General features: G+C 30.9%; 17 protein-coding genes. 11 read left to right on the top strand and 6 right to left on the bottom strand.

The window, feature by feature from the left end; translation table 11 throughout:
* Positions 1 to 19: 19 nt before the first annotated feature.
* A complete protein-coding gene (locus CELLY_RS13685) occupies positions 20 to 2,080 on the bottom strand; it encodes a S9 family peptidase (RefSeq protein ID WP_409222102.1) in 2,061 nt (686 codons plus the stop codon).
* 147 nt (positions 2,081 to 2,227) lie between these two features.
* Between CELLY_RS13685 and CELLY_RS13680 the strand changes: the two genes are divergently transcribed.
* Both CELLY_RS13680 and CELLY_RS13675 read left to right on the top strand, forming a co-directional pair.
* Positions 2,228 to 2,554 carry a YbaB/EbfC family nucleoid-associated protein gene (locus CELLY_RS13680; protein ID WP_013622279.1) on the top strand — a complete coding sequence of 109 codons (327 nt, stop codon included), beginning with the start codon at positions 2,228 to 2,230 and terminating at the stop codon, positions 2,552 to 2,554.
* Between the two features lie 41 nt (positions 2,555 to 2,595).
* Positions 2,596 to 3,051 (top strand): thioredoxin family protein, encoded by a 456-nt coding sequence (locus CELLY_RS13675; RefSeq protein ID WP_013622278.1) that lies wholly within the window; start codon positions 2,596 to 2,598, stop codon positions 3,049 to 3,051.
* Positions 3,052 to 3,279: 228 nt separating this feature from the next.
* Here the strand turns inward: CELLY_RS13675 and CELLY_RS13670 are convergent, their stop codons facing one another.
* Complete coding sequence (locus tag CELLY_RS13670) at positions 3,280 to 4,380, bottom strand: OmpA family protein (protein WP_013622277.1); 1,101 nt, start codon at positions 4,378 to 4,380, stop codon at positions 3,280 to 3,282.
* Between the two features lie 240 nt (positions 4,381 to 4,620).
* Between CELLY_RS13670 and CELLY_RS13665 the strand changes: the two genes are divergently transcribed.
* Positions 4,621 to 4,944 (top strand): YegP family protein, encoded by a 324-nt coding sequence (locus CELLY_RS13665; RefSeq protein WP_013622276.1) that lies wholly within the window; start codon positions 4,621 to 4,623, stop codon positions 4,942 to 4,944.
* Here CELLY_RS13665 and CELLY_RS13660 read toward each other — a convergent pair.
* Positions 4,930 to 5,952, bottom strand: a complete 1,023-nt coding sequence (locus CELLY_RS13660; RefSeq protein WP_013622275.1) for a threonine aldolase family protein — start codon at positions 5,950 to 5,952, stop codon at positions 4,930 to 4,932. The genes CELLY_RS13665 and CELLY_RS13660 overlap by 15 nt on opposite strands.
* A 19-nt stretch (positions 5,953 to 5,971) precedes the next feature.
* Positions 5,972 to 8,371, bottom strand: a complete 2,400-nt coding sequence (locus CELLY_RS13655; protein ID WP_013622274.1) for a zinc-dependent metalloprotease — start codon at positions 8,369 to 8,371, stop codon at positions 5,972 to 5,974.
* Between the two features lie 89 nt (positions 8,372 to 8,460).
* On the opposite strand from CELLY_RS13655, the gene prfB reads away from it, so the two are divergent.
* The 4 genes from prfB (at position 8,461) to CELLY_RS13635 (ending at position 13,009) form a co-directional block, all read left to right on the top strand.
* A protein-coding gene (prfB, locus tag CELLY_RS13650) for a peptide chain release factor 2 (RefSeq protein ID WP_013622273.1) occupies positions 8,461 to 9,559 on the top strand; the annotation gives its coding sequence in 2 pieces (ribosomal slippage) (positions 8,461 to 8,523 and positions 8,525 to 9,559; 1,098 coding nt in all).
* 17 nt (positions 9,560 to 9,576) lie between these two features.
* Positions 9,577 to 9,918 carry an arsenate reductase (glutaredoxin) gene (arsC, locus tag CELLY_RS13645; protein ID WP_013622272.1) on the top strand — a complete coding sequence of 114 codons (342 nt, stop codon included), beginning with the start codon at positions 9,577 to 9,579 and terminating at the stop codon, positions 9,916 to 9,918.
* Between the two features lie 107 nt (positions 9,919 to 10,025).
* Positions 10,026 to 10,499, top strand: coding sequence for a hypothetical protein (locus CELLY_RS13640; RefSeq protein WP_013622271.1), 474 nt, complete (start codon positions 10,026 to 10,028; stop codon positions 10,497 to 10,499).
* Positions 10,496 to 13,009, top strand: coding sequence for a TonB-dependent receptor (locus tag CELLY_RS13635; RefSeq protein WP_013622270.1), 2,514 nt, complete (start codon positions 10,496 to 10,498; stop codon positions 13,007 to 13,009). Before CELLY_RS13640 ends, CELLY_RS13635 begins: the two co-directional genes overlap by 4 nt.
* 168 nt (positions 13,010 to 13,177) lie before the next feature.
* On the opposite strand, the gene CELLY_RS17115 is transcribed toward CELLY_RS13635, so the two are convergent.
* Positions 13,178 to 13,351: a hypothetical protein gene (locus CELLY_RS17115; RefSeq protein ID WP_013622269.1), complete on the bottom strand. Its 174-nt coding sequence runs from the start codon at positions 13,349 to 13,351 to the stop codon at positions 13,178 to 13,180.
* A gap of 270 nt (positions 13,352 to 13,621) precedes the next feature.
* Here CELLY_RS17115 and CELLY_RS13625 point away from each other — a divergent pair, with 270 nt between their 5' ends.
* Entirely contained in the window at positions 13,622 to 16,054 is a 2,433-nt protein-coding gene (locus CELLY_RS13625) for a TonB-dependent receptor (RefSeq protein ID WP_013622268.1), read from the top strand.
* A 113-nt stretch (positions 16,055 to 16,167) separates the two neighbouring features.
* Positions 16,168 to 17,565: a class II fumarate hydratase gene (gene fumC, locus CELLY_RS13620; protein WP_013622267.1), complete on the top strand. Its 1,398-nt coding sequence runs from the start codon at positions 16,168 to 16,170 to the stop codon at positions 17,563 to 17,565.
* Positions 17,566 to 17,637: 72 nt separating this feature from the next.
* On the opposite strand, the gene CELLY_RS13615 is transcribed toward fumC, so the two are convergent.
* Positions 17,638 to 18,525 (bottom strand): hypothetical protein, encoded by an 888-nt coding sequence (locus tag CELLY_RS13615; RefSeq protein WP_013622266.1) that lies wholly within the window; start codon positions 18,523 to 18,525, stop codon positions 17,638 to 17,640.
* A gap of 166 nt (positions 18,526 to 18,691) precedes the next feature.
* Here CELLY_RS13615 and CELLY_RS13610 point away from each other — a divergent pair, with 166 nt between their 5' ends.
* Positions 18,692 to 19,159 carry a GNAT family N-acetyltransferase gene (locus tag CELLY_RS13610; RefSeq protein ID WP_013622265.1) on the top strand — a complete coding sequence of 156 codons (468 nt, stop codon included), beginning with the start codon at positions 18,692 to 18,694 and terminating at the stop codon, positions 19,157 to 19,159.
* 6 nt (positions 19,160 to 19,165) lie between these two features.
* On the top strand, positions 19,166 to 19,954 hold the full coding sequence (locus tag CELLY_RS13605) for an MBL fold metallo-hydrolase (RefSeq protein ID WP_013622264.1): 789 nt from the start codon (positions 19,166 to 19,168) through the stop codon (positions 19,952 to 19,954).
* Positions 19,955 to 19,994: the final 40 nt, after the last annotated feature.

The following is a 19,994-nucleotide window of genomic DNA, read 5'->3' as shown; positions in this document are numbered from 1 at the left end:
CAAATTTAGGTTTTTTTTTTTACTTATCGATTTTTCCCTCTAAATCTATTAAAAACGCATAGTCTTTTGCTACTTCTTTTAATGCCTCAAACCTTCCTGAAGCACCGCCATGGCCAGCATCCATATTAGTATCTAAAAATAGTAAATTACTATCTGTTTTAAGTTCTCGTAATTTTGCAACCCATTTAGCAGGCTCCCAATATTGTACTTGAGAATCATGCAATCCTGTTGTTACTAAAATTGTTGGGTAATCTTGTGCTGTAACATTATCATAAGGAGAATAAGATTTCATATAATCATAATACTCTTTATCATTTGGGTTTCCCCACTCATCATACTCACCTGTTGTAAGTGGTATAGAATCATCTAACATTGTTGTAACAACATCTACAAATGGCACACTTGCAATTACACCGTTATATAACTCTGGCGCCATATTAAGCACGCCACCCATTAACAATCCTCCGGCAGATCCTCCAGAGGCATACAAATGTTTTGTACTCGTATAATTATTATCAATTAAATATTTAGAGCAGTCTATAAAATCTGTAAAAGTGTTTTTCTTTTTTAAAAGCTTTCCGTCCTCGTACCATTTTCTTCCCAAATACTCTCCTCCTCTAACGTGTGCAATTACATAAATAAAACCTCTGTCTAATAAACTTAAACGTACTGTAGAAAAATAAGGATCTATTGTATAACCGTATGAGCCGTATGCATATTGCAGTAAAGGGCTAGTACCATCTAACTTAGTATTTTTATGATAAACTACAGACATTGGTATTTTAACACCATCTCTGGCGGTTGCCCAAACTCTCTGAGATCTGTAATTTTCTTTTTTAAACTTACCTCCTAATACTTCTTGTTCTTTTTTAATTTCTTTGGTTTGGGTATCCATATTAAAATCTATAACAGAACTTGGTGTTGTTAAAGAATTATAACCATACCTTAGTATAGATGTATTAAAATCTGGATTAGTACCTACATAAGCCGTGTAGGTTTCACTCTCAAAAGGCAAGTAATATCCTTTATTAGTATCCCAACGAACAATTTTTAATTTATTTAATCCATTTTCCCTTTCAGATAATACATAATAATCTTTAAATATGTCTAAATCTTCAAGGAGTACATTTTCTCTATGAGGTATAAATTCTTTCCAATTTGTAGCTGCCGTTGCAGACTCATTACAAGTCATTAATTTAAAGTTATAAGCTTGGTCTTTATTGGTTAAAATAAAAAACTTATCTCCATAATGTGCTATAGAATACTCTAATCCTCTTTCTCTAGGAGAAAATATTTTAAAATCTGAATCTGGCTCATCTGTATTAATAAATCTATACTCAGATGTTAATGTACTAGAAGACCCAATTACTATGTATTTTTTTGACTTGGTTTTATATATGTAAGTATTAAAAGTTTCGTCTTGTTCATGATACACTAAAACATCTTCAGAGGTTGGTGTACCCAGTTTATGTTTGTAAATTTTATCAGACCTTAATGTTACAGGATCTTTTTTAGCATAAAAAAGTGTTTTATCATCTGCAGCCCATACGCTACTACCTGTGGTTTTCTCTATAACATCTTTATAAACTTCCCCTGTTTCTAAATTTTTAATTTTAATTGTATATTCTCTTCTAGAAACAGTATCTACACCAAAAGCTGCTAATTTGTTATTAGGGCTAATTGCAATACCACTTAAATTAAAATAATCATGATCTTTTGCTAAATCATTACAATTAAAAATAATTTCTTCTTGGGCAGATTCCTCACCTTTTTTTCTAGAGTAAATAGGGTATTCTTTACCAACTTCATATCTAGTTCCATACCAATACCCGTTTAACTTGTAAGGTACAGAGGAATCATCTTCTTTTATTCGCCCTTTCATTTCACTAAAAAGTGATGCTTGAAACTCTTTAGTGTGTGCGGTTAAGGTATTATAATAAGTGTTTTCTTCTTCTAAATATGTAATAACTTCTTTATCTTCTCTGTTGTTTAGCCAATAATAATCATCTACTCTAACATCATTATGTTTAACTAATTCTTTTGGAACTTTTTTTGCAACAGGAGTTTTTATAGTAGCCATAGGCTTATTTATATTTTTACATGAAGCGACAAAAATAATACTAACTAACAGAACAATACCTTTTTTTATGACTTTCATTTTTTTTTAAGATTGATTGAGCTACAATTTAGTAATTTTGAAAAATAATAACTATAATTTATAAATATTATGTTTGGAGATATGATGGGTATGATGGGAAAACTAAAAGAAACCCAGCAAAAAGTTGAAGAAACAAAGCAGCGCTTAAATACTGTTTTAATTGACGAAAAATCTACTGATAACGCTATTAAAGTAACAATTACGGCTAACAGAACAATTAAAAGTATTGAGATTGATGAAAGTATTTTAAATGATAAAGAACAGCTTGAAGATTATTTAATAATTACATTAAACAAGGCTATAGAAAAAGCTACACAGGTAAATGAAACCGAATTAGCTGCTGCTGCAAAAGACGGTTTACCCAATATTCCGGGAATGGATTCGTTATTTAAATAAAAACTGGCAAGTTTTTTGTATCAACAATAAAAAAGACAAAGATGAAACACTTATTAATTGCCTTAATTTTTCCTTTAGTATTTGGTTTTGCACCAGCTAATAAAGTTATTGGAGATGTAGAATGGAACACAGATTATGAAACTGTGCTAAAAAAGGCTAAAAAAGCAGATAAAAACATTTTAGTTTACTTTACGGGGAGTGATTGGTGCGGACCTTGCAAAATGCTAAAAAAGGATTTGTTTGCTACAGCTGAATTTAAAGAAATATCTGAAAATTACGAGTTATTATATATAGATATTCCTAGAAACAATGACTTATTAACGGAAAAGCAATTAAAACACAATATGGATTTAATGGCTAAGTATAATAAAAAAGGAGTATTTCCTAACTTAAAAATACTAGATAGTAAAGGCAGAGAAAAAGGTGCTTTACACGGTTATAGTATGAACGGCGAAGTACAACACCATATTAAGTTTTTAAAGAAGTATATGAAATAGTTTTCATCTTACAGTAAAAAAGCAAACAAGACCTTTAATTTATATTAAGGGTCTTTTTTTTACATCTACTTAAAATTGTTGCCCCTTAAACAACACTACTTAACATTTGTAAACAAATTACCAAATAACAACAAACCAAAATAGGATTATTTAAAAAGTAAAAGAGCCTTCAAAATTAATTGAAAGCCCTTTTTATTGGTTAGTGATTAACTATAATAGATTTTACTACTAGTTGTTAATTAATCTAAATTCAGTTCTTCTGTTAGCAGCGTGCTCTCTTTCTGTACAAGAAACACCATCTTTACATCTGTTCTTTAATTTGTTTTCACCGTAACCGTTAGCTACTAATAAGCTAGAGTTTACTCCTTTAGAAATTAAGTAATCTGCAACAGACTTAGCTCTTCTTTCTGATAAACTTTGGTTAGATACGCTATTACCTCTAGAATCTGTATGAGAAGCAATCTCTAATTTAACACCTGGGTTTTGGTTTAAAACTGGCATTAATCTAGAATCAATAATTCTTTTTGCTTCAGCAGTTAAAGTAGAGCTACCAGTATTCCAGTTAATTGGTAAAGCTTGGTATTGTACTAAAGAACACTCAACCTCGCTCCAAGTAGTAAGACCACCTTTTTGCTTTAATACCTCTTTGGTAATAGTTTTAGTTACAGCAGGTACAGAAACACTTGTAGTAAAAGCATCCTTATCTAAAACAGTTTTAGTAATTTCTTTGTACTCAGCAGGAATTATAGTTTCTACAACAGAAGGACCAGAAACTAAAACAGTTTTCTTGTAAGTTGCGTTTCTAGAACCAATTGGTGTTTTAGATACAGTAGCGTCTGAAGCTAATTCTTGAGTTTGAATAGTTGTAAACTCTGCTGGGTAACCTTTGTAACACCAGTATCTACAATCATCTGGGTTGCTAGAAGCACAATCAGGAGCAGGAGCACCTAATTCCCAAACTGCATATGCAGGCTTAACCTCTATAGTTTGTGAGCTTGGTGTAAAACTTGCAGGAGTAATGCTTAACGTATTACCTCCTTCTTTAGCTACATAACTAACAGTTTCTGTTCCCCATTTAGCAGGTACTATTTTTAAACTTTTACTTTCATCTTTAATCAAAACACGCTCTGTAACAGTTTTAAAAGTTGCAGGCACTGTTTTTAATACAGAATATGCAGGTTTAGTAGTTATTGTAATAGATTCATTAACGTATACGTCTGGAGTTGTACAACGTACGTAACATTTACCTGGTTCTGGATTTGTAGGCAAATCTTGAGCCATAGTAACAGATGCAGTCATTACTGCAAATAAGAATAATAATTTTTTCATTTTTGGTTAATGTGTTTAATTAATGTTAAAATATGTTAAATAATTATACTGCAAATATAATTTTTATGTTCAACTAATCATAAAAAAAGAGCATTAATTTATAAAAAAACCTTATTTTACTAGTGTTTTAAGGCTTAACAAGCGTTAATTTATAAATAAACCACTAATCTTAACAAAGTCTTAAAATTAATTTTACCATAACTTTAAAAAAATTCTTATATTTAATAAAAATGTGTAGGTATGTTAGATATTGAAAAAAAAGAGGATAATACTTTTACTTTTAGTTTAAAAACAAAGAACAATGTTGTGTTACTGCAAGGGAACAGTTTTAAAACAAAAGAAGAGTTACATAGTGCCATAAAAGAAATAATGCCATCTATAAACAGTCTTAACGTTTTTGAACGTAAGACCGCTTACAATGGCAAGTTTTTATTTAATTTAAAAGGTTTAAACGGTAAGGTTATTGGTAAAAGTCAGTTTTATTCATCAGAAGCTGGTATGGAAAATGGTATTAAAAATTTAAAAAACAGCTTTTTATCTATGCCCAATTTACAAACTCTTTAAAACAGACAAAAAAGTGCTATGCATAGTATCTGTGTAGTCTAAATGAGTAACTATACGTAATTTTCCTTGTCCCATTCCTATAATTTCTACTCCTTTTTTAAGTAATTTATCTAAGAATTGTTCTTGGCTTAATTTATTTTCATCAATAGCAAAAATAACAATATTAGTTTCTATAGGCTCTACAGTTTTTACATAGCTTAAGTTTTGCAATACCTCTCCTATCTCTTTTGCTTTTCTATGATCTTCTTTTAATCTATCTATGTGATTATCTAAAGCATATATAGCTGCACCAGCTAAATAACCTGCCTGCCTCATTCCGCCACCAAATAGCTTACGTACCCGGATAGCTTTTTCTATATCCTCTTTAGAGCCTATTAATACAGACCCTACAGGACATCCTAAACCTTTACTTAAGCAAACACTTATGGTATCAAACAAATCTCCATATTGTTTTGGAGTTTCATTTTTAGCTACCAATGCATTCCATAAACGAGCCCCATCTAAATGGTATTTTAAGTTGTGTTTTTCACAAACCATCTTAATTTTTTTTAGCTCTTCAAAATCCCAACAAGCTCCTCCTCCTTTATTAGTTGTATTTTCTATACAAACTAGTGTGGTAAGCGGACTATGATAAAAATCTGGCGGATTAATTGCTTCCTCTACCTGTTTTGCAGTCATCATACCTCTGTGGCCATCAATAAGCCTACATGACACACCGCTATTAAAGCTAACACCACCTCCCTCATAATTAAAAATATGAGCATATTTATCACAAATTAATTGCTCTCCTGGTTGTGTATGTAATTTTATTGCTGTTTGGTTTGCCATAGTTCCACTAGGAAAAAATAAAGCTGCTTCTTTACCAAACATTGTTGCTAGTTTTTCTTCTAACGCATTAATAGTTGGGTCATGCTTAAAAACATCATCTCCTACTTCAGAGGCAAACATTGCATTTAGCATTTCTGGGGTAGGCTTTGTTACCGTATCACTAATAAGGTTTATTTTCATTTTTAGATATTCTTTTTTTTTAGTTTGATAGACATTCCATTCCTATAGGAGAACCATCAGGAATTTTAGGAGACGTAACTACCTTAAATAATTCTGGGTGTTTTTGATAATAATTTATTCTTGTTACAATTTCTAAAGCATATGGCGTACTTACTGCATTATACTTATTTTTTAATTCGTTTAGCTTAAAATTAGCAATAGCATTTACTTGCGGATGTACGTTTTTACTTAACGCTAATTTTGTGATATAATATAGAGCTCTAAAGTTAATATTCTGTTGTACACCATTTAAATAAGAATCTTTATAATTATAATTTAGTGTAGTATTAACTAATTGGTTTAACACATCTTGTAGTCCTAGTTGTTTGGAGTCTAAACTTTTTTGCTGTATTAATCTAGATGCTCTTTGCGGATGCAATAAAAAAGAAAGTGTCATATCTGCAGCTGTTTCTGCAGCAGAAAGCGCATCAAAAGAAATTCCTGTTTTTCCGCTAAAAGATTCCCTACTGCTACCATAACCTAAAGCTCTAGGAGGAAAAAGAGGTAGTTTATTTTTAGGAATTGCAATCTGTTCAGCTTTTAATGTTTTTAATAATGCATCTAAGGCGTATTGTTGCTCTTTACTAGATACTGTTTTAACTGTAAATTGCCCATCTCCTTTTACTGCATAATTATAGTCTAAACCAGCAATTAGTTTAGTTACGGCTTCAGTTTGGTATCTATGAAAAAAATACAATGGAGCAAAAACATCTTCTAGAACTGAATTTGGTTGTCCTTCCTTAATATTATCTATAGAAAAATTAGAAATACCTACTGCTCTAATTTTTAACACCTTATTTAATTCTTCTGTTGCATTACCTCCATTGTCCCAAAGGTGTGCATATGCATGTGCACCTCCACTGGCTCTGGCATCTCTGTCTGATATAAACCTATATCCTTCTTTATATGCCTTTTCAATATTTTTTTTCAATTCTTTTTCTTCGTCTACACCATCTTTAAAATCTGAATAAGAATAAGCTACTGTATATTTATCCCACTCACCTATACCCTCTGCATATGCACTAGAAAAATCTATATTTTTTCCTTTCAACTTAAATTGTGGATGCGGATAATCCATAACAGATGCTCTGTTATTGGTACTAGCTGCAAAATTATGAGCAAAACCTAAGGTATGTCCAATTTCGTGTGCAGACAACTGTCTTATACGTGCTAGTGCAAGTTCAAGCATTTTGTTATAGTTATCATCACTCTTTGCAAAAGGTTTATTTGTTAAGGCTTGCGCAATTAAAAAATCTTGGCGAATTCGTAAACTTCCTAAACTTACGTGCCCTTTTATAATTTCTCCGGTTCTAGGGTCTGTAACACTAGCACCATAACTCCACCCTCTAGTAGATCTATGTACCCATTGTATAACGTTATACCTAACATCCATTGGGTCTGCATCTGCTGGTAATATTTTTAACTGAAAAGCATTTTTATAACCAATAGCTTCAAAAGCTTGGTTCCACCACCTACCACCTTCTAACAGTGCAGAGCGTACTGGTTCTGGTGTGCCATTATCTAAATAATAGACAATTGGCTCTACTGCCTCACTTATTGCCGCATTAGGGTTTTTCTTTTCTAATCTGTGCCTAGTAATAAATCTTTTCTGTATGTCTTTTTGTACTGGAGTAGCATAATCATAATAAGAAAACATAAAGGAACCACTTTGTGGATGATAACTTCTTTTTTTATAATTGTCATCTGGCAACTCTATAAAAGAATGATGCTGTGCTACTGTTACTAGGCTAGATGTTGGCGTTACAGAACTAATATACCTACCCTTTGCAGTTCCTTTAAAGGTTAAAAAAACATCAAACTCTATATTTTTAGGAAAAGCCTTTGTACGCTCTAAATTAAAAGCACTTTTACTAGCATCTAAACTATAACTACCTTGAGCAGAATTTTTTAATTTAGCGGCAACACCGTGGGTATCTTGCATTAATAATGGGGTAATATCTATTATATATTTACCTTCTTTTTCTTCTTCAATTTTAAAACCACCCAAAATAGATTTTGCAAAAGCTTGCTCTACAGATTGTTTTTCTAAAACATTATTAGTTAACGCTCTATATTTTAAATTTGGTTGTACTAATACTAGTTTGTTTCCTGCTTTTTTAAAAAATACTACTCTAGTTTTACCTAACTGGCCCCTATCTAAACCAATATCATTACTACCAATACCACTACTTAAAGAATTTACATATAAAAATTCTTTTTCCAATTCTTCAACTTCTAAATATACCTTATCTTTTTTGTCATCGTAATAAAACGAAAAATAGCCAGAGTATTTTTTAAAATCATTTTTCTTACTTGTAAATTGTGCATTTATAGATAAAGAATAAGTTATCAATAGTAGGAATATAGAAATATGCTTCATAGGTTGGTTTTTTAGATTTTCTAAATTTATATAAAATAGATTGTACAACCATAGTTTAGTGCTATTTTTGCTTTTAAATTAATTTAAGAATGATAACAACAGATCAATATAAAGATCTTTTAGATCGCCTTGGTGCGTTAAGGAGGTATCTTTGACATAGATGCCAAGCTTATAGAAATAGAAAATGAAGAAGAAAAAACACTAGCTCCAGATTTTTGGAATAATGCGCAAGTTGCACAAGCGCAAATGAAAGTTCTACAATCTAAAAAAAAATGGGTTAAAGATTTTGATGATGCAAAAATACTTATTGCAGATTTAGAGGTTCTGCTAGAGTTTTTAAAAGAAGGCGATGTTACTGCTGAAGAGGTAGAGAACCACTACAACAAAGCAAAAACTCATATTGAAGACTTAGAGTTTAAAAATATGCTTTCTGATGAAGGAGATGAACTCACTGCCATTTTACAAATAACAGCAGGTGCCGGCGGAACAGAAAGTTGTGACTGGGCTGCTATGCTTATGCGTATGTACTTAATGTGGGCAGAAAAAAATGGTTATAAAATTAAAGAACTAAATTACCAAGAAGGAGATGTTGCTGGTATTAAAACAGTTACTTTAGAAATTGAAGGTGATTATGCATTTGGCTGGCTAAAAGGTGAAAACGGAGTACACCGTTTGGTACGTATTTCTCCTTTTGATAGTAATGCTAAAAGACATACTTCTTTTGCTTCTGTATATGTATACCCACTTGCAGATGACAGTATAGAAATAGAAATTAACCCTGCTGATATAGAAATTACAACAGCACGTTCTAGCGGAGCTGGTGGACAAAATGTTAATAAAGTAGAAACCAAAGTACAGTTAACTCACAAACCAACAGGAATACAAATTTCTTGTTCTGATTCTAGATCTCAGCATGACAACAGGGCTACAGCTATGAAAATGCTTAAATCTCAATTATACGAAATTGAATTGCGTAAAAAACAAGAAGCACGTAGCGAAATTGAAGCTGGTAAAATGAAAATTGAATGGGGATCTCAAATACGTAACTATGTTATGCACCCATATAAATTAGTAAAAGATGTGCGTACAGCCGAGGAAACGGGTAACGTAGATGCTGTGATGGACGGACAAATAGACCCATTTTTAAAAGCTTATTTAATGATGATGGGACAAAAAAATGAAGATTAATTTTTAATAATATAATAATGATAAAAATTTACCATAACAACAGATGTAGTAAATCTAGAGCAGGAGTAGCTTTTTTAGAAGAAACTGGTAAACCTTTTGAAATTGTAAAATATTTAGAAAATGTACCTACAAAACAAGAGCTACAAAACATTATTAGCCTTTTAGCTATAGAACCTATAGCTTTAGTACGTAAAAATGAGGCTATTTGGAAAGAGAACTACAAAGGCAAGCAACTATCTAATAATGAAATTATTGATGCTATGATTGCCAATCCTAAACTAATAGAAAGACCAATTGTTATTAACGGAAATAAAGCCGTTATAGGAAGACCTACAGAAGCAATAAAAACTGTAATTTAGTAACAGTTTAATTTTTGGCATTTTTATTGCTAATTCTTTTAACAAATCTTTAACCAAACCAGATTAAACCTTCTTTAATTTTTAAACTCTTACTAATTCAGAAAGTTATGAAAACTAATAAAATATTTTTTTATGCAACAATAGTATTTGTATTGTCTTTTTCTACTGTAGAAGCGCAGTATGGTTACGGTAACGGTTATAATAATGGGTACGGAAACGGACGTGTTAGAAACCAAATGCCACAAACACAATCTAATGAAAAACCAGAGCCTTTAACAGCTGAAGAAATTGTAGACTTACAAATGCCTAAAATTTTAGAAGTTATAGATCTTAATAGTTTTGAAGAAGCAGTGCTAAGCACAACTTTAACCAAATACATTAAAAAGTATATGGAACTGCAGATTTTAAAGCTAGACGGTGAAAAAATGAAAGAAAGCATAGAAAAATTAAAAGAACAACAATCTGAAGAATTAAAAGCTGCACTGCCTAAAGAAAAATATGAGGCCTATGTTGCTTTAGAAAAAGAAGGCTTTAAAAAAGCCAAGAAAAAGAAAAAGAAAAAAACTAAACGAAAAGAATGAAACAACTACTTTCCTTAGTACTAGTATTTGCAACCGTAATTACGTACGCTCAAGGTCCCAATGCACAATCTAAAAACCCTAAAAAAATTAAAGTCACAGGTACTGTGGTTGATGATGAAACAGGAGACCCGTTAGAATACGCAACACTAATATTAGAAAGTGTTAAAGACCCATCTGTAGTTACAGGAGGTATAACAAATCAACAAGGAAAATTTAATGTTACTGCAGACGCAGGGCTTTACAATATTAAAGTAGAGTTTTTATCTTACAAAACATACACACTTAACAATCAAAACCTAACCAAATCTATAGATTTAGGTATTATTAAATTAGCTTTAGATGTAGAGCAGCTAGATGATGTTGTTTTAGTTGCCGAAAAAACTACCGTAGAACTTAGATTAGATAAAAAAGTTTACAACGTGGGTAAAGATTTAACCGTAAAAGGTGGTTCTGTTACAGACGTTTTAAACAATGTACCATCTGTAGATGTAGATGTAGAAGGAGCTATTAGCTTGCGTGGTAATGAAAGTGTTAAAATATTAATTAATGGTAAACCGTCTGCCCTATCTGGTTTAGACAATGCTGCACTAAAATCTTTACCTGCAGATGCTATTGAAAAAGTAGAAGTAGTAACAAACCCATCTGCTAGATATGACGCAGAAGGTACTGCTGGTATTTTAAACATCATTTTAAAACAAAGTAAAACTGCTGGCCTAAACGGATCTGTATCTGCTTCAGTTGGTGATCCAGAACAATACGCTGGTTCTGCAAATATTAACTTAAGAAGAGATAAATTTAACTTATACACTAACTTAAGCTATAGAGACAGAACAGGACCTGGAAATGCTACTTTTGAAAATGAATACCTTAATGATGACGGTACAACTTCAAGTTTTGAAAACGAATACAGAAATTACGATCGTAGCAGTAAAAATTACAACGCAAATATAGGTTTTGAATATTTTATAGACGAAACTAGTAGTATAACAAACTCTGTTTTATATAGAAACTCTAACGGTTTAGATAAAGCAGATGTTAACTTTTTTAATTTTGATGGTAATATGAATCCAACCATTGAAAGACAAAGAAACACAGTAGAAGATGATGATGAAGAAACTGTACAATATTCTTTAAACTATGTAAAAAGGTTTAATGATGATGGTAATAAATTAACTGTAGACTACCAATACTCTAGATCTAATGAGCTAGAAAATGCTAGTATTGAAGAATTAGTTAGTGGTAATGCTAGCAGCAACCCTTTAGAACGTACAATTTCTGACAACAAACAAATAGATCAATTAGTACAGGTAGACTATGTTTTACCTTTTGGTAAAGATTTAGCCTCTCAGTTTGAAGCAGGTTATAGAGGTAACTTTAACTTTTATAATACAGATTATGATTTTGGAGAAGAAGTTAATGGTAACTTCACTAGTAACCCAAATTTTAGTAACGAGCTTTTTTACAGAGAAAATATAAATGCTGCTTATGTACAATTAGGTACTAAATTTGATAAGTTTAGTTTACTTGGTGGCTTACGTATGGAATCTACAGATATAGAAATTGAGTTAGCAGAAACTAATGAAATTAACACCAAAAATTACACAAACTGGTTCCCTTCTGTATTTTTAGGGTATGAGTTATCGGAAATGGAACAATTTACACTTAGCTACAGCAAAAGATTAAGAAGACCTCGTTCTAGGTTTATAAATCCTTTCCCTTCTAGATCTAGTAATACAAACTTGTTTTTTGGTAATCCAGACTTAGATCCAACTTTTACAGATGCGTATGATTTAGGTTACTTAAAAAGATGGGACAAAGTTTTATTTAACATTTCTGGTTACTACAATCATTCTACTGGAGTTTTTCAATTTATTTCACAAGAAACAGGTGACTTTGTAAGCATAGAAGACCCTGCTAACCCTGGAAGTACTGTAGAAATTCCTGTACAAGCTAGAACACCAATTAACTTAGCTACAGAAACTAGATACGGTTTAGATATTACATCTACCTATACACCAATACGTAATTGGAGATTTAGCTTAAACCTTAACTTATTTCAACAAAGCTTAGAAGGTGAACACACCTATACTAATTTCTTAAACGAAGAAATTACTCAAAATTTTGATGCTGATAATTTTAGCTGGTTTTCTAAATTTAGTGCAAAAATACCATTGCCTGCAGAAATAGATTTTCAAACAAACTTAACTTATAGAGGTCCATCTAAAAATGCACAAACTGATACTAAAGGAATGTTTGGATCTGACTTAGCATTAAGTAAAGATATATTAAAGGAAAAAGGTACTTTATCTTTAAGTGTTAGTGACATTTTTAATTCTAGAAAAAGAAGATCTGAAAGTAGAACTGAAAATATCTTCTCTAACAGTGAATTTCAATGGAGAGAAAGAAGTGTTGCGTTAACTTTTACATACAGATTTAACCAACAAAAAAACCAACGTAACAAAGGTGAAATGAGAGATGGTGGCGGTGATGATATGGATATGCAAGGGTAAATTGCATAATTAAATAACCACAATAAAAAAAAGGATGTTGTTTAACAACATCCTTTTTTTATTTTATAACTAAATTATATTACACACTAAAATACACACCTAAGTAAACGTATATTTTATTAAATATAGGGTACAAAAAAAGAGACTTTTAAGTCTCTTTTTTGTTTTTTATTCTAAACGCTTTGCTTTTTTAGCTTCTCGTTTTTCTTTCAGAAATTCTATAAGTGATCCGCCCAACCAATAAGGTATAACAAATGTTAATAAAAATATCATTAGCCAAAATCCTATTGTAAGGATAGTTAAAAAAGCTAAAAAACCTAAATACTGGTCAAATTCAAACATAAGTAATTTATTTTAACGGTTACAAAGATACTTGTTCAAATGAATAGAACAAATCTAAATCATAAAAAAATAATAATTATTTTAATATTTTTTTATATTTGTAGTATAAGACGTACTAATTTTACCTTAAAATACCTGTAAGTAACCAAGGAAATACAAAGCGTTTTTTTAACTAACATACTCAACCAAATAACCTACGTTAAACTTATGCATAAGAACACTTATAATTTCCTAGTCTTTTTTACCCAAATTACAAAAGGCTAACCATAAATGAAAAATATTTTATTTTTGTTTTTAGCCCTAACAACAGCTATTAACGCTCAACAAAACCAAGTTAACAATAGCAATAGTTCTGTAAAGTTAACCGGTACAATTGTAGATTCTGAAACAAAGAATCCGCTAGAATTTGCTACATTAATTATACAAGATAATAATAACCCTAGTTTTATTTCTGGAGGTATAACCAATAAAAATGGCAAGTTTATTATAAATGATATTCCTAAAGGAAATTATAATATTAAGGTTGAGTATATTTCTTACAAAACCTATTACCTAAATAATGTTACTATAACAAAGTCTAAAAACCTAGGACAAATATTGCTAGACTTAGATGTAGAAGAGTTAAACGAGGTTGAGCTTATTGCTGAAAAAACAACTGTAGAGCTAAGGTTAGATAAAAAAATATACAATGTTGGTAAAGACTTAACTTTAAACGGAGGGTCTGCTTCTGACGTATTAAACAATATCCCCTCTGTAGCTGTAGATGCTGAAGGTACTATTAGTTTAAGAAGTAACAATAATGTAAAAATATTAATTAATGGCAAACCTTCTACATTATCTGGTGTAAGTCCAGAGGCTTTAAAGCAAATGCCAGTAAGCACAATACAAAAGGTAGAAGTTATTACAAACCCTTCTTCTAAATATAGTTCCTCTGGTACTGCAGGCATTTTAAATATAATACTTAGAAAATCTAAAAAAGCAGGTATTAATGGTTCTGTAACTGCAACTATTAAAGACCCTGAATATTATAAGTTAGGATTGTCTTTAGGTTTAAAAAGAAAATTATTTAATATTTTTTCTAATGTAACTTATACAGACAGGGAACGACCTGGATACTCATTATTTAATAACGATTTTTTTGATAATAGTAATACCAAAATAGGTTATGAAAATGAGTACAGATCATTAGATCGTAATTATAAAAACCTTACTATTAATGCAGGTATAGAGCTTTTGTTAAATAAAACCTCTAGCATCACTAATTCTGTTGCTTATACTAAAGCATCAGGTTTAAACTATACTGGTATAGATTTAAATAATTTTAATACCCTAAACAATACAACTATTAACAGAAGTAGAAATACTGAAGAAGATAGTAATGAAGAAAACATACGTTATTCCCTAAACTATAAAAGAAAATTTAATTCTAAAGGTCATATTTTAACTGCAGATTACCAATACTCTAGAAGTTTTGAGCTAGAAGATAGAGCTATTAACGAGGTTATATTAGGCAATAACAACAATGGCTTGTTTGAAGAAGCAATTACTGATGACCATCAAATTAGTCAGCTTGCCCAATTGGATTATACCTTACCTTTTGGAAAAAATTACAATTCTAAAATAGAAGTTGGTTACAGAGGTGTTTTTGATAATTATCATATAGACTATACAGAAGGTTCTATAATTAACAATCAATTTATAAAAAATAATATCTACAGCAACAATTTAATATATAGTCAAGATGTTAATGCAGGATACTTACAATTTGCACAAGGTTTTAATAAATTTAGTGCCTCTTTAGGTATGCGAGTAGAACATACAAATTTAGCGGTGTTACTTACCAATAATAACAGTACAGATAATAAATCTTATACAAATTGGTTTCCCTCTGTTTTTTTAAGTTATGAGTTTACTAATAAAGAAAAGATTAGTTTAAATTATAGCAAAAGAATTGATAGACCTACAGCAGGTAATTTAAATCCTTTTCCTAATAGAGTTAGTAAAACCAACTTATTTTATGGTAATCCAGATTTAGACCCAATGTTTACAAACTCATTTGAGTTTAACTATTTAAATAAATGGGATAAAATAACTTTTAACACTGCCCTATTCTATTCTAAAACAGAAGATGTAATACACAATGTAATAATAGAAACAGGCGAAACAGAGATTATTACAAACAGCACTAATACTATAGCTGCTCCTATAATTGCAAAAACTAAGCGCAATATTGCAGAGGAAGACAGGTATGGGTTAGATGCTACTGTTACTTATGTTCCGCGTAAAAAATGGCGCTTGTCTTTAAACCTTTTTATGTATAACCAAAAATTAAATGGCAGTTATAACTACACCAATAATAACAACCAGTTAATTAATGTAGACTTTAATGCCAACCAATTTAGATGGACAGGTAGCGCTAGTGCTAGATTACCTTTAATGTATGATATTAATTTTCAGACAAACTACTATTACATAGGAGCAAACAATAACTCTCAAACAAAAACAAAAGCACTAGACAGGTTAGACTTTGCGTTTAGCAAAAACATATTTAAAAATAAGGTATCTGTATCTATAGGCGTAACAGATATTTTTAATGCTTACAGAAGGTATTCTACCAGCAATTTAGACAATTCTATTTCTTATAATGAACTTCAATCAGACCAAAGAAACCTAAGAGCCACATTTACATATAAATTTAATTAACAATATTTTTAATTAAAGTTCATATTTACTCCAAAATAAACCAAAATCATCAAATAAATAGGCATTAAAAATTTTCCAAATTCTTACCTTTGTATCTATAAAAAATTAGTACAATGAGCTTTAGAATAGAAAAAGATACAATGGGTAAGGTAGAAGTACCTGCTGATAAATATTGGGGAGCACAAACAGAGCGCTCTAGAAACAATTTTAAAATTGGTCCTGCTGCATCTATGCCATTAGATATTGTTTATGGTTTTGCTTATTTAAAAAAAGCAGCAGCATATACAAACTGTGAGTTAGGTGTATTATCTACAGAAAAAAGAGATTTAATTGCACAAGTTTGTGATGAAATTTTAGAAGGCAAACACAATGATCAGTTTCCATTGGTAATATGGCAAACTGGCTCTGGTACACAGAGTAATATGAACGTAAATGAGGTTATTGCAAACAGAGCTCATGAAATAGCTGGTAATGTTATCGGTGAAGGCGAAAAAACAATACAGCCTAATGATGATGTAAACAAATCTCAATCATCTAACGATACGTTTCCTACAGGAATGCATATTGCTGCATATAAAAAAATTACAGAAGTTACTATACCTGGAGTTAAACAACTAAGAGATACTTTAGAAAAGAAATCTAAAGAATTTGCAAATGTTGTAAAAATAGGACGTACTCACCTTATGGATGCTACTCCTTTAACTTTAGGACAAGAGTTCTCTGGTTATGTATCTCAGCTAGATCACGGTTTAAAAGCTTTAGAAAACTCATTGCCGCATTTAGCAGAGCTTGCTCTTGGTGGTACTGCTGTTGGTACAGGTTTAAATACACCTGCCGGTTATGATGTTCTTGTTGCAAAGTACATAGCAGAATTTACAGGATTGCCTTTTATTACTGCTAAAAATAAATTTGAAGCATTAGCTGCCCATGATGCCATAGTAGAAAGTCACGGAGCACTAAAACAACTAGCTGTTTCTTTAAATAAAATTGCTAATGATATTAGAATGATGGCTTCTGGGCCAAGATCTGGTATTGGCGAAATAATTATACCTGCAAACGAACCAGGAAGTTCTATTATGCCAGGAAAGGTTAACCCTACACAAGCAGAAGCTATAACTATGGTTTGCGCACAAGTTATGGGTAATGATGTTGCTGTAACTGTTGGTGGTACACAAGGCCATTATGAGCTAAATGTATTTAAACCTATGATGGCTGCTAACATATTACAATCTGCCCAATTAATTGGTGACGCTTGCGTTAGTTTTGATGTTAATTGTGCGTCTGGCATACAACCAAATCACGATGTAATTAAAGAATTATTAAATAACTCTTTAATGCTTGTAACAGCTTTAAACACTAAAATTGGTTATTACAAAGCTGCAGAAATTGCAAATACTGCACATAAAAATGGTACTACACTAAAAGAAGAAGCTATTAATTTAGGCTACGTAACTGCAGAGCAATATGATGAATGGGTAAAACCTGAAGAAATGGTAGGTTCATTAAAATAAAAACCTAACTACTATAAAACAAAAAAGGTGCAATTTTAAATTGCACCTTTTTTATATGTATTAAATTAAGTATTACTTAAGGGTAAACTCACTTTTACCTAATATCTTTAATTTAGAATCGTAAACTATAGCCATATAGTTTCCTTTTTGAAAATCACCAACTGGCTTATTTACGTAATCACAAATGTCTAAAGTTCTGTTTTCATAATAAAAAGCTGTAGCCTTACTATACGTTAAAGAAGCTCCTGTTTCATTAGACTTTGTAGTTCCTTCTCCTAAAACATTTCCTTGAGGATCTAAAACTTCAATATAAAACTCTCTGTCACCAGCTTGTGCAATTGCATTATCTGCTACAGTAAAACAAATTTTTAATTTATCTGCTCTACTAGCTCTAGTTGTAGAAACTAATTTTCCGCTATTACGCTCTTTAACTGCATCTACAGAAAATTTAGCCAAGTTTAATGCAGAACCTTTTTCTACAGCATCAGCCAATTGTGTGTTTTGTACAACTAAAGAATCATTAAAAACTGTTTGTCTAGATAATTCTTGGTATGTACTATCTCTTTCCATAGCTAACATAGTGTTAGATGTAGTTAAAGAATCAACCTTTTTAAGTAAAAAAGCTCTTTCTTTCTTTAACAAATCAACCTGTCTTCTATATCTAGATAAAGAAGAAATATCAGTTTTCATTGTCTTAACAGAGTCAATATACTTAGCAATTCTGTCTCTTGCCTCAACTAATTCTTCATTTGTAGCATTACTTTCCATAATAGCCTTGTCATACTCAGACTGTAAGCTAGTTAAATCATTAACTACATATTCTTTCTCTTGCGTTAAAACAGTTTTGGTTTTCTCTCTGTCTTTGTATAAAGACACTGTGTAGGCAATAGAAGCTAATAATCCTACTCCCAATAAAACAGCAAGTACCTTTAATCCTGTATTACTCTTTTTCTCACTCATAACAATACTATTAATTCAGTTTAATTTATTAACTTGACTAAGTTAATCTTTTGGTTCAAATTTATATACGTTTTGGTTTAACATTTAGATTATATGCACTTAAAAATTGGTTTAAGTCCAATATTAATCGTCTAACGGAAATAATTACCTAAAATTATAATTTATAATGAATAATTTAACATTTATTCCCTTTCAGCCAAAATACGCTAAAACCTTTAAAAATCTAAATTTAGAGTGGATAAAAAAGTTTTTTGTGGTTGAAAATAAGGATATAGAGCTTTTAGACAATTGCGAAGAGAATATAATTAACAAAGGAGGCTATATTTTTTTTGCTAAAATTGATACTACCATTGTTGGTTGTGTAGCCTACATTAAAATTGAAGACAACGTTTATGAATTAGGTAAAATGGCAATAAGTGAAGCCTATCAAGGAAAAAAAATTGGACAAGAACTATTGACCTTCGCCATTAACTTTGCCAAAGAAAAACAATGGAAACAAGTAATCCTATACTCTAGTGTTAAGCTAACAAATGCACTACATATTTATAAAAAAGTTGGTTTTAAAGAAGTACCGTTAGAGCCAAACGTTGTTTACAAAAGAAGTAGTATAAAAATGGAACTAAATTTAAAATAGAAACTAATGAAAAAACTAATGGGTATTGCTGTTTTTTGCTTATTTATAGTGAGCTGTAAAGACGGTAAAAAGAAAGAAACAGCAACAAATAATGCTACAAAAGAAATTACTAAGGAAAATGACAGCAACTTCCAAATTACACCTATAGAACACGCTACTGCTGTTTTTAAATGGGGAAATACAACTATTTATATAGATCCTGTTGGAGGAGCAGATATGTTTAAAAAACAAGACGAACCAGATTTAATTTTGGTTACAGATATTCATGGAGATCATTTAAATGTTGAAACTCTAGAAGCCATTAACACCAAAAAAACAACAATTATTGCCCCACAAGCTGTTGCAGATAAACTGTCTGACAACTTAAAAACGAAACTTACTATACTTAATAACGATGCCTCTGTAGATTTTGCCAATATAAAAATTACAGCAATACCAATGTACAATTTAAGAGAGGAAGCTATTAAATTTCATAGCAAAGGACGCGGAAACGGTTATTTATTAGAGAAAGGTGGAGAGCGTGTTTATTTTTCTGGTGACACGGAAGACATACCAGAAATGCGTGCTTTACAAAACATAGATAAAGCATTTATTTGTATGAACTTACCTTACACTATGACTGTTAAAAGCGCCGCAAGTGCTGTTTTAGAATTTAAACCAAAACAAGTGTATCCATATCATTACCGTGGCAAACCAGATGTTAGTGATATAGCTAAATTTAAACAATTGGTAAACGATGGTAATAAAGACATTGAAGTTATACAGTTAGACTGGTACCCTAACGCATCTTACTAAAAAAATGAAATAAAAAAGCTCCTTACAACTAGTAAAGAGC

The organism is Cellulophaga lytica DSM 7489 (genome assembly GCF_000190595.1).
Classification (GTDB): Bacteria; Bacteroidota; Bacteroidia; order Flavobacteriales; family Flavobacteriaceae; genus Cellulophaga; species Cellulophaga lytica.
This window is presented reverse-complemented; position numbering and strand designations above follow the sequence as displayed.

Bases quoted from the DNA above. Each gene is read 5' to 3' on its own strand.
- CELLY_RS13640 (WP_013622271.1), top strand. From the start codon at position 10,026: ATGAAAACTAATAAAATATTTTTTTATGCAACAATAGTATTTGTATTG.
- CELLY_RS13675 (WP_013622278.1), top strand. From the start codon at position 2,596: ATGAAACACTTATTAATTGCCTTAATTTTTCCTTTAGTATTTGGTTTT.
- CELLY_RS13685 (WP_409222102.1), bottom strand. From the start codon at position 2,080: ATGGCTACTATAAAAACTCCTGTTGCAAAAAAAGTTCCAAAAGAATTA.
- CELLY_RS13605 (WP_013622264.1), top strand. From the start codon at position 19,166: ATGAAAAAACTAATGGGTATTGCTGTTTTTTGCTTATTTATAGTGAGC.
- CELLY_RS13670 (WP_013622277.1), bottom strand. From the start codon at position 4,380: ATGAAAAAATTATTATTCTTATTTGCAGTAATGACTGCATCTGTTACT.
- CELLY_RS13610 (WP_013622265.1), top strand. From the start codon at position 18,692: ATGAATAATTTAACATTTATTCCCTTTCAGCCAAAATACGCTAAAACC.
- CELLY_RS13635 (WP_013622270.1), top strand. From the start codon at position 10,496: ATGAAACAACTACTTTCCTTAGTACTAGTATTTGCAACCGTAATTACG.
- CELLY_RS17115 (WP_013622269.1), bottom strand. From the start codon at position 13,351: ATGTTTGAATTTGACCAGTATTTAGGTTTTTTAGCTTTTTTAACTATC.
- CELLY_RS13660 (WP_013622275.1), bottom strand. From the start codon at position 5,952: ATGAAAATAAACCTTATTAGTGATACGGTAACAAAGCCTACCCCAGAA.
- CELLY_RS13655 (WP_013622274.1), bottom strand. From the start codon at position 8,371: ATGAAGCATATTTCTATATTCCTACTATTGATAACTTATTCTTTATCT.
- CELLY_RS13615 (WP_013622266.1), bottom strand. From the start codon at position 18,525: ATGAGTGAGAAAAAGAGTAATACAGGATTAAAGGTACTTGCTGTTTTA.
- CELLY_RS13625 (WP_013622268.1), top strand. From the start codon at position 13,622: ATGAAAAATATTTTATTTTTGTTTTTAGCCCTAACAACAGCTATTAAC.
- arsC (WP_013622272.1), top strand. From the start codon at position 9,577: ATGATAAAAATTTACCATAACAACAGATGTAGTAAATCTAGAGCAGGA.
- CELLY_RS13665 (WP_013622276.1), top strand. From the start codon at position 4,621: ATGTTAGATATTGAAAAAAAAGAGGATAATACTTTTACTTTTAGTTTA.
- CELLY_RS13680 (WP_013622279.1), top strand. From the start codon at position 2,228: ATGTTTGGAGATATGATGGGTATGATGGGAAAACTAAAAGAAACCCAG.
- fumC (WP_013622267.1), top strand. From the start codon at position 16,168: ATGAGCTTTAGAATAGAAAAAGATACAATGGGTAAGGTAGAAGTACCT.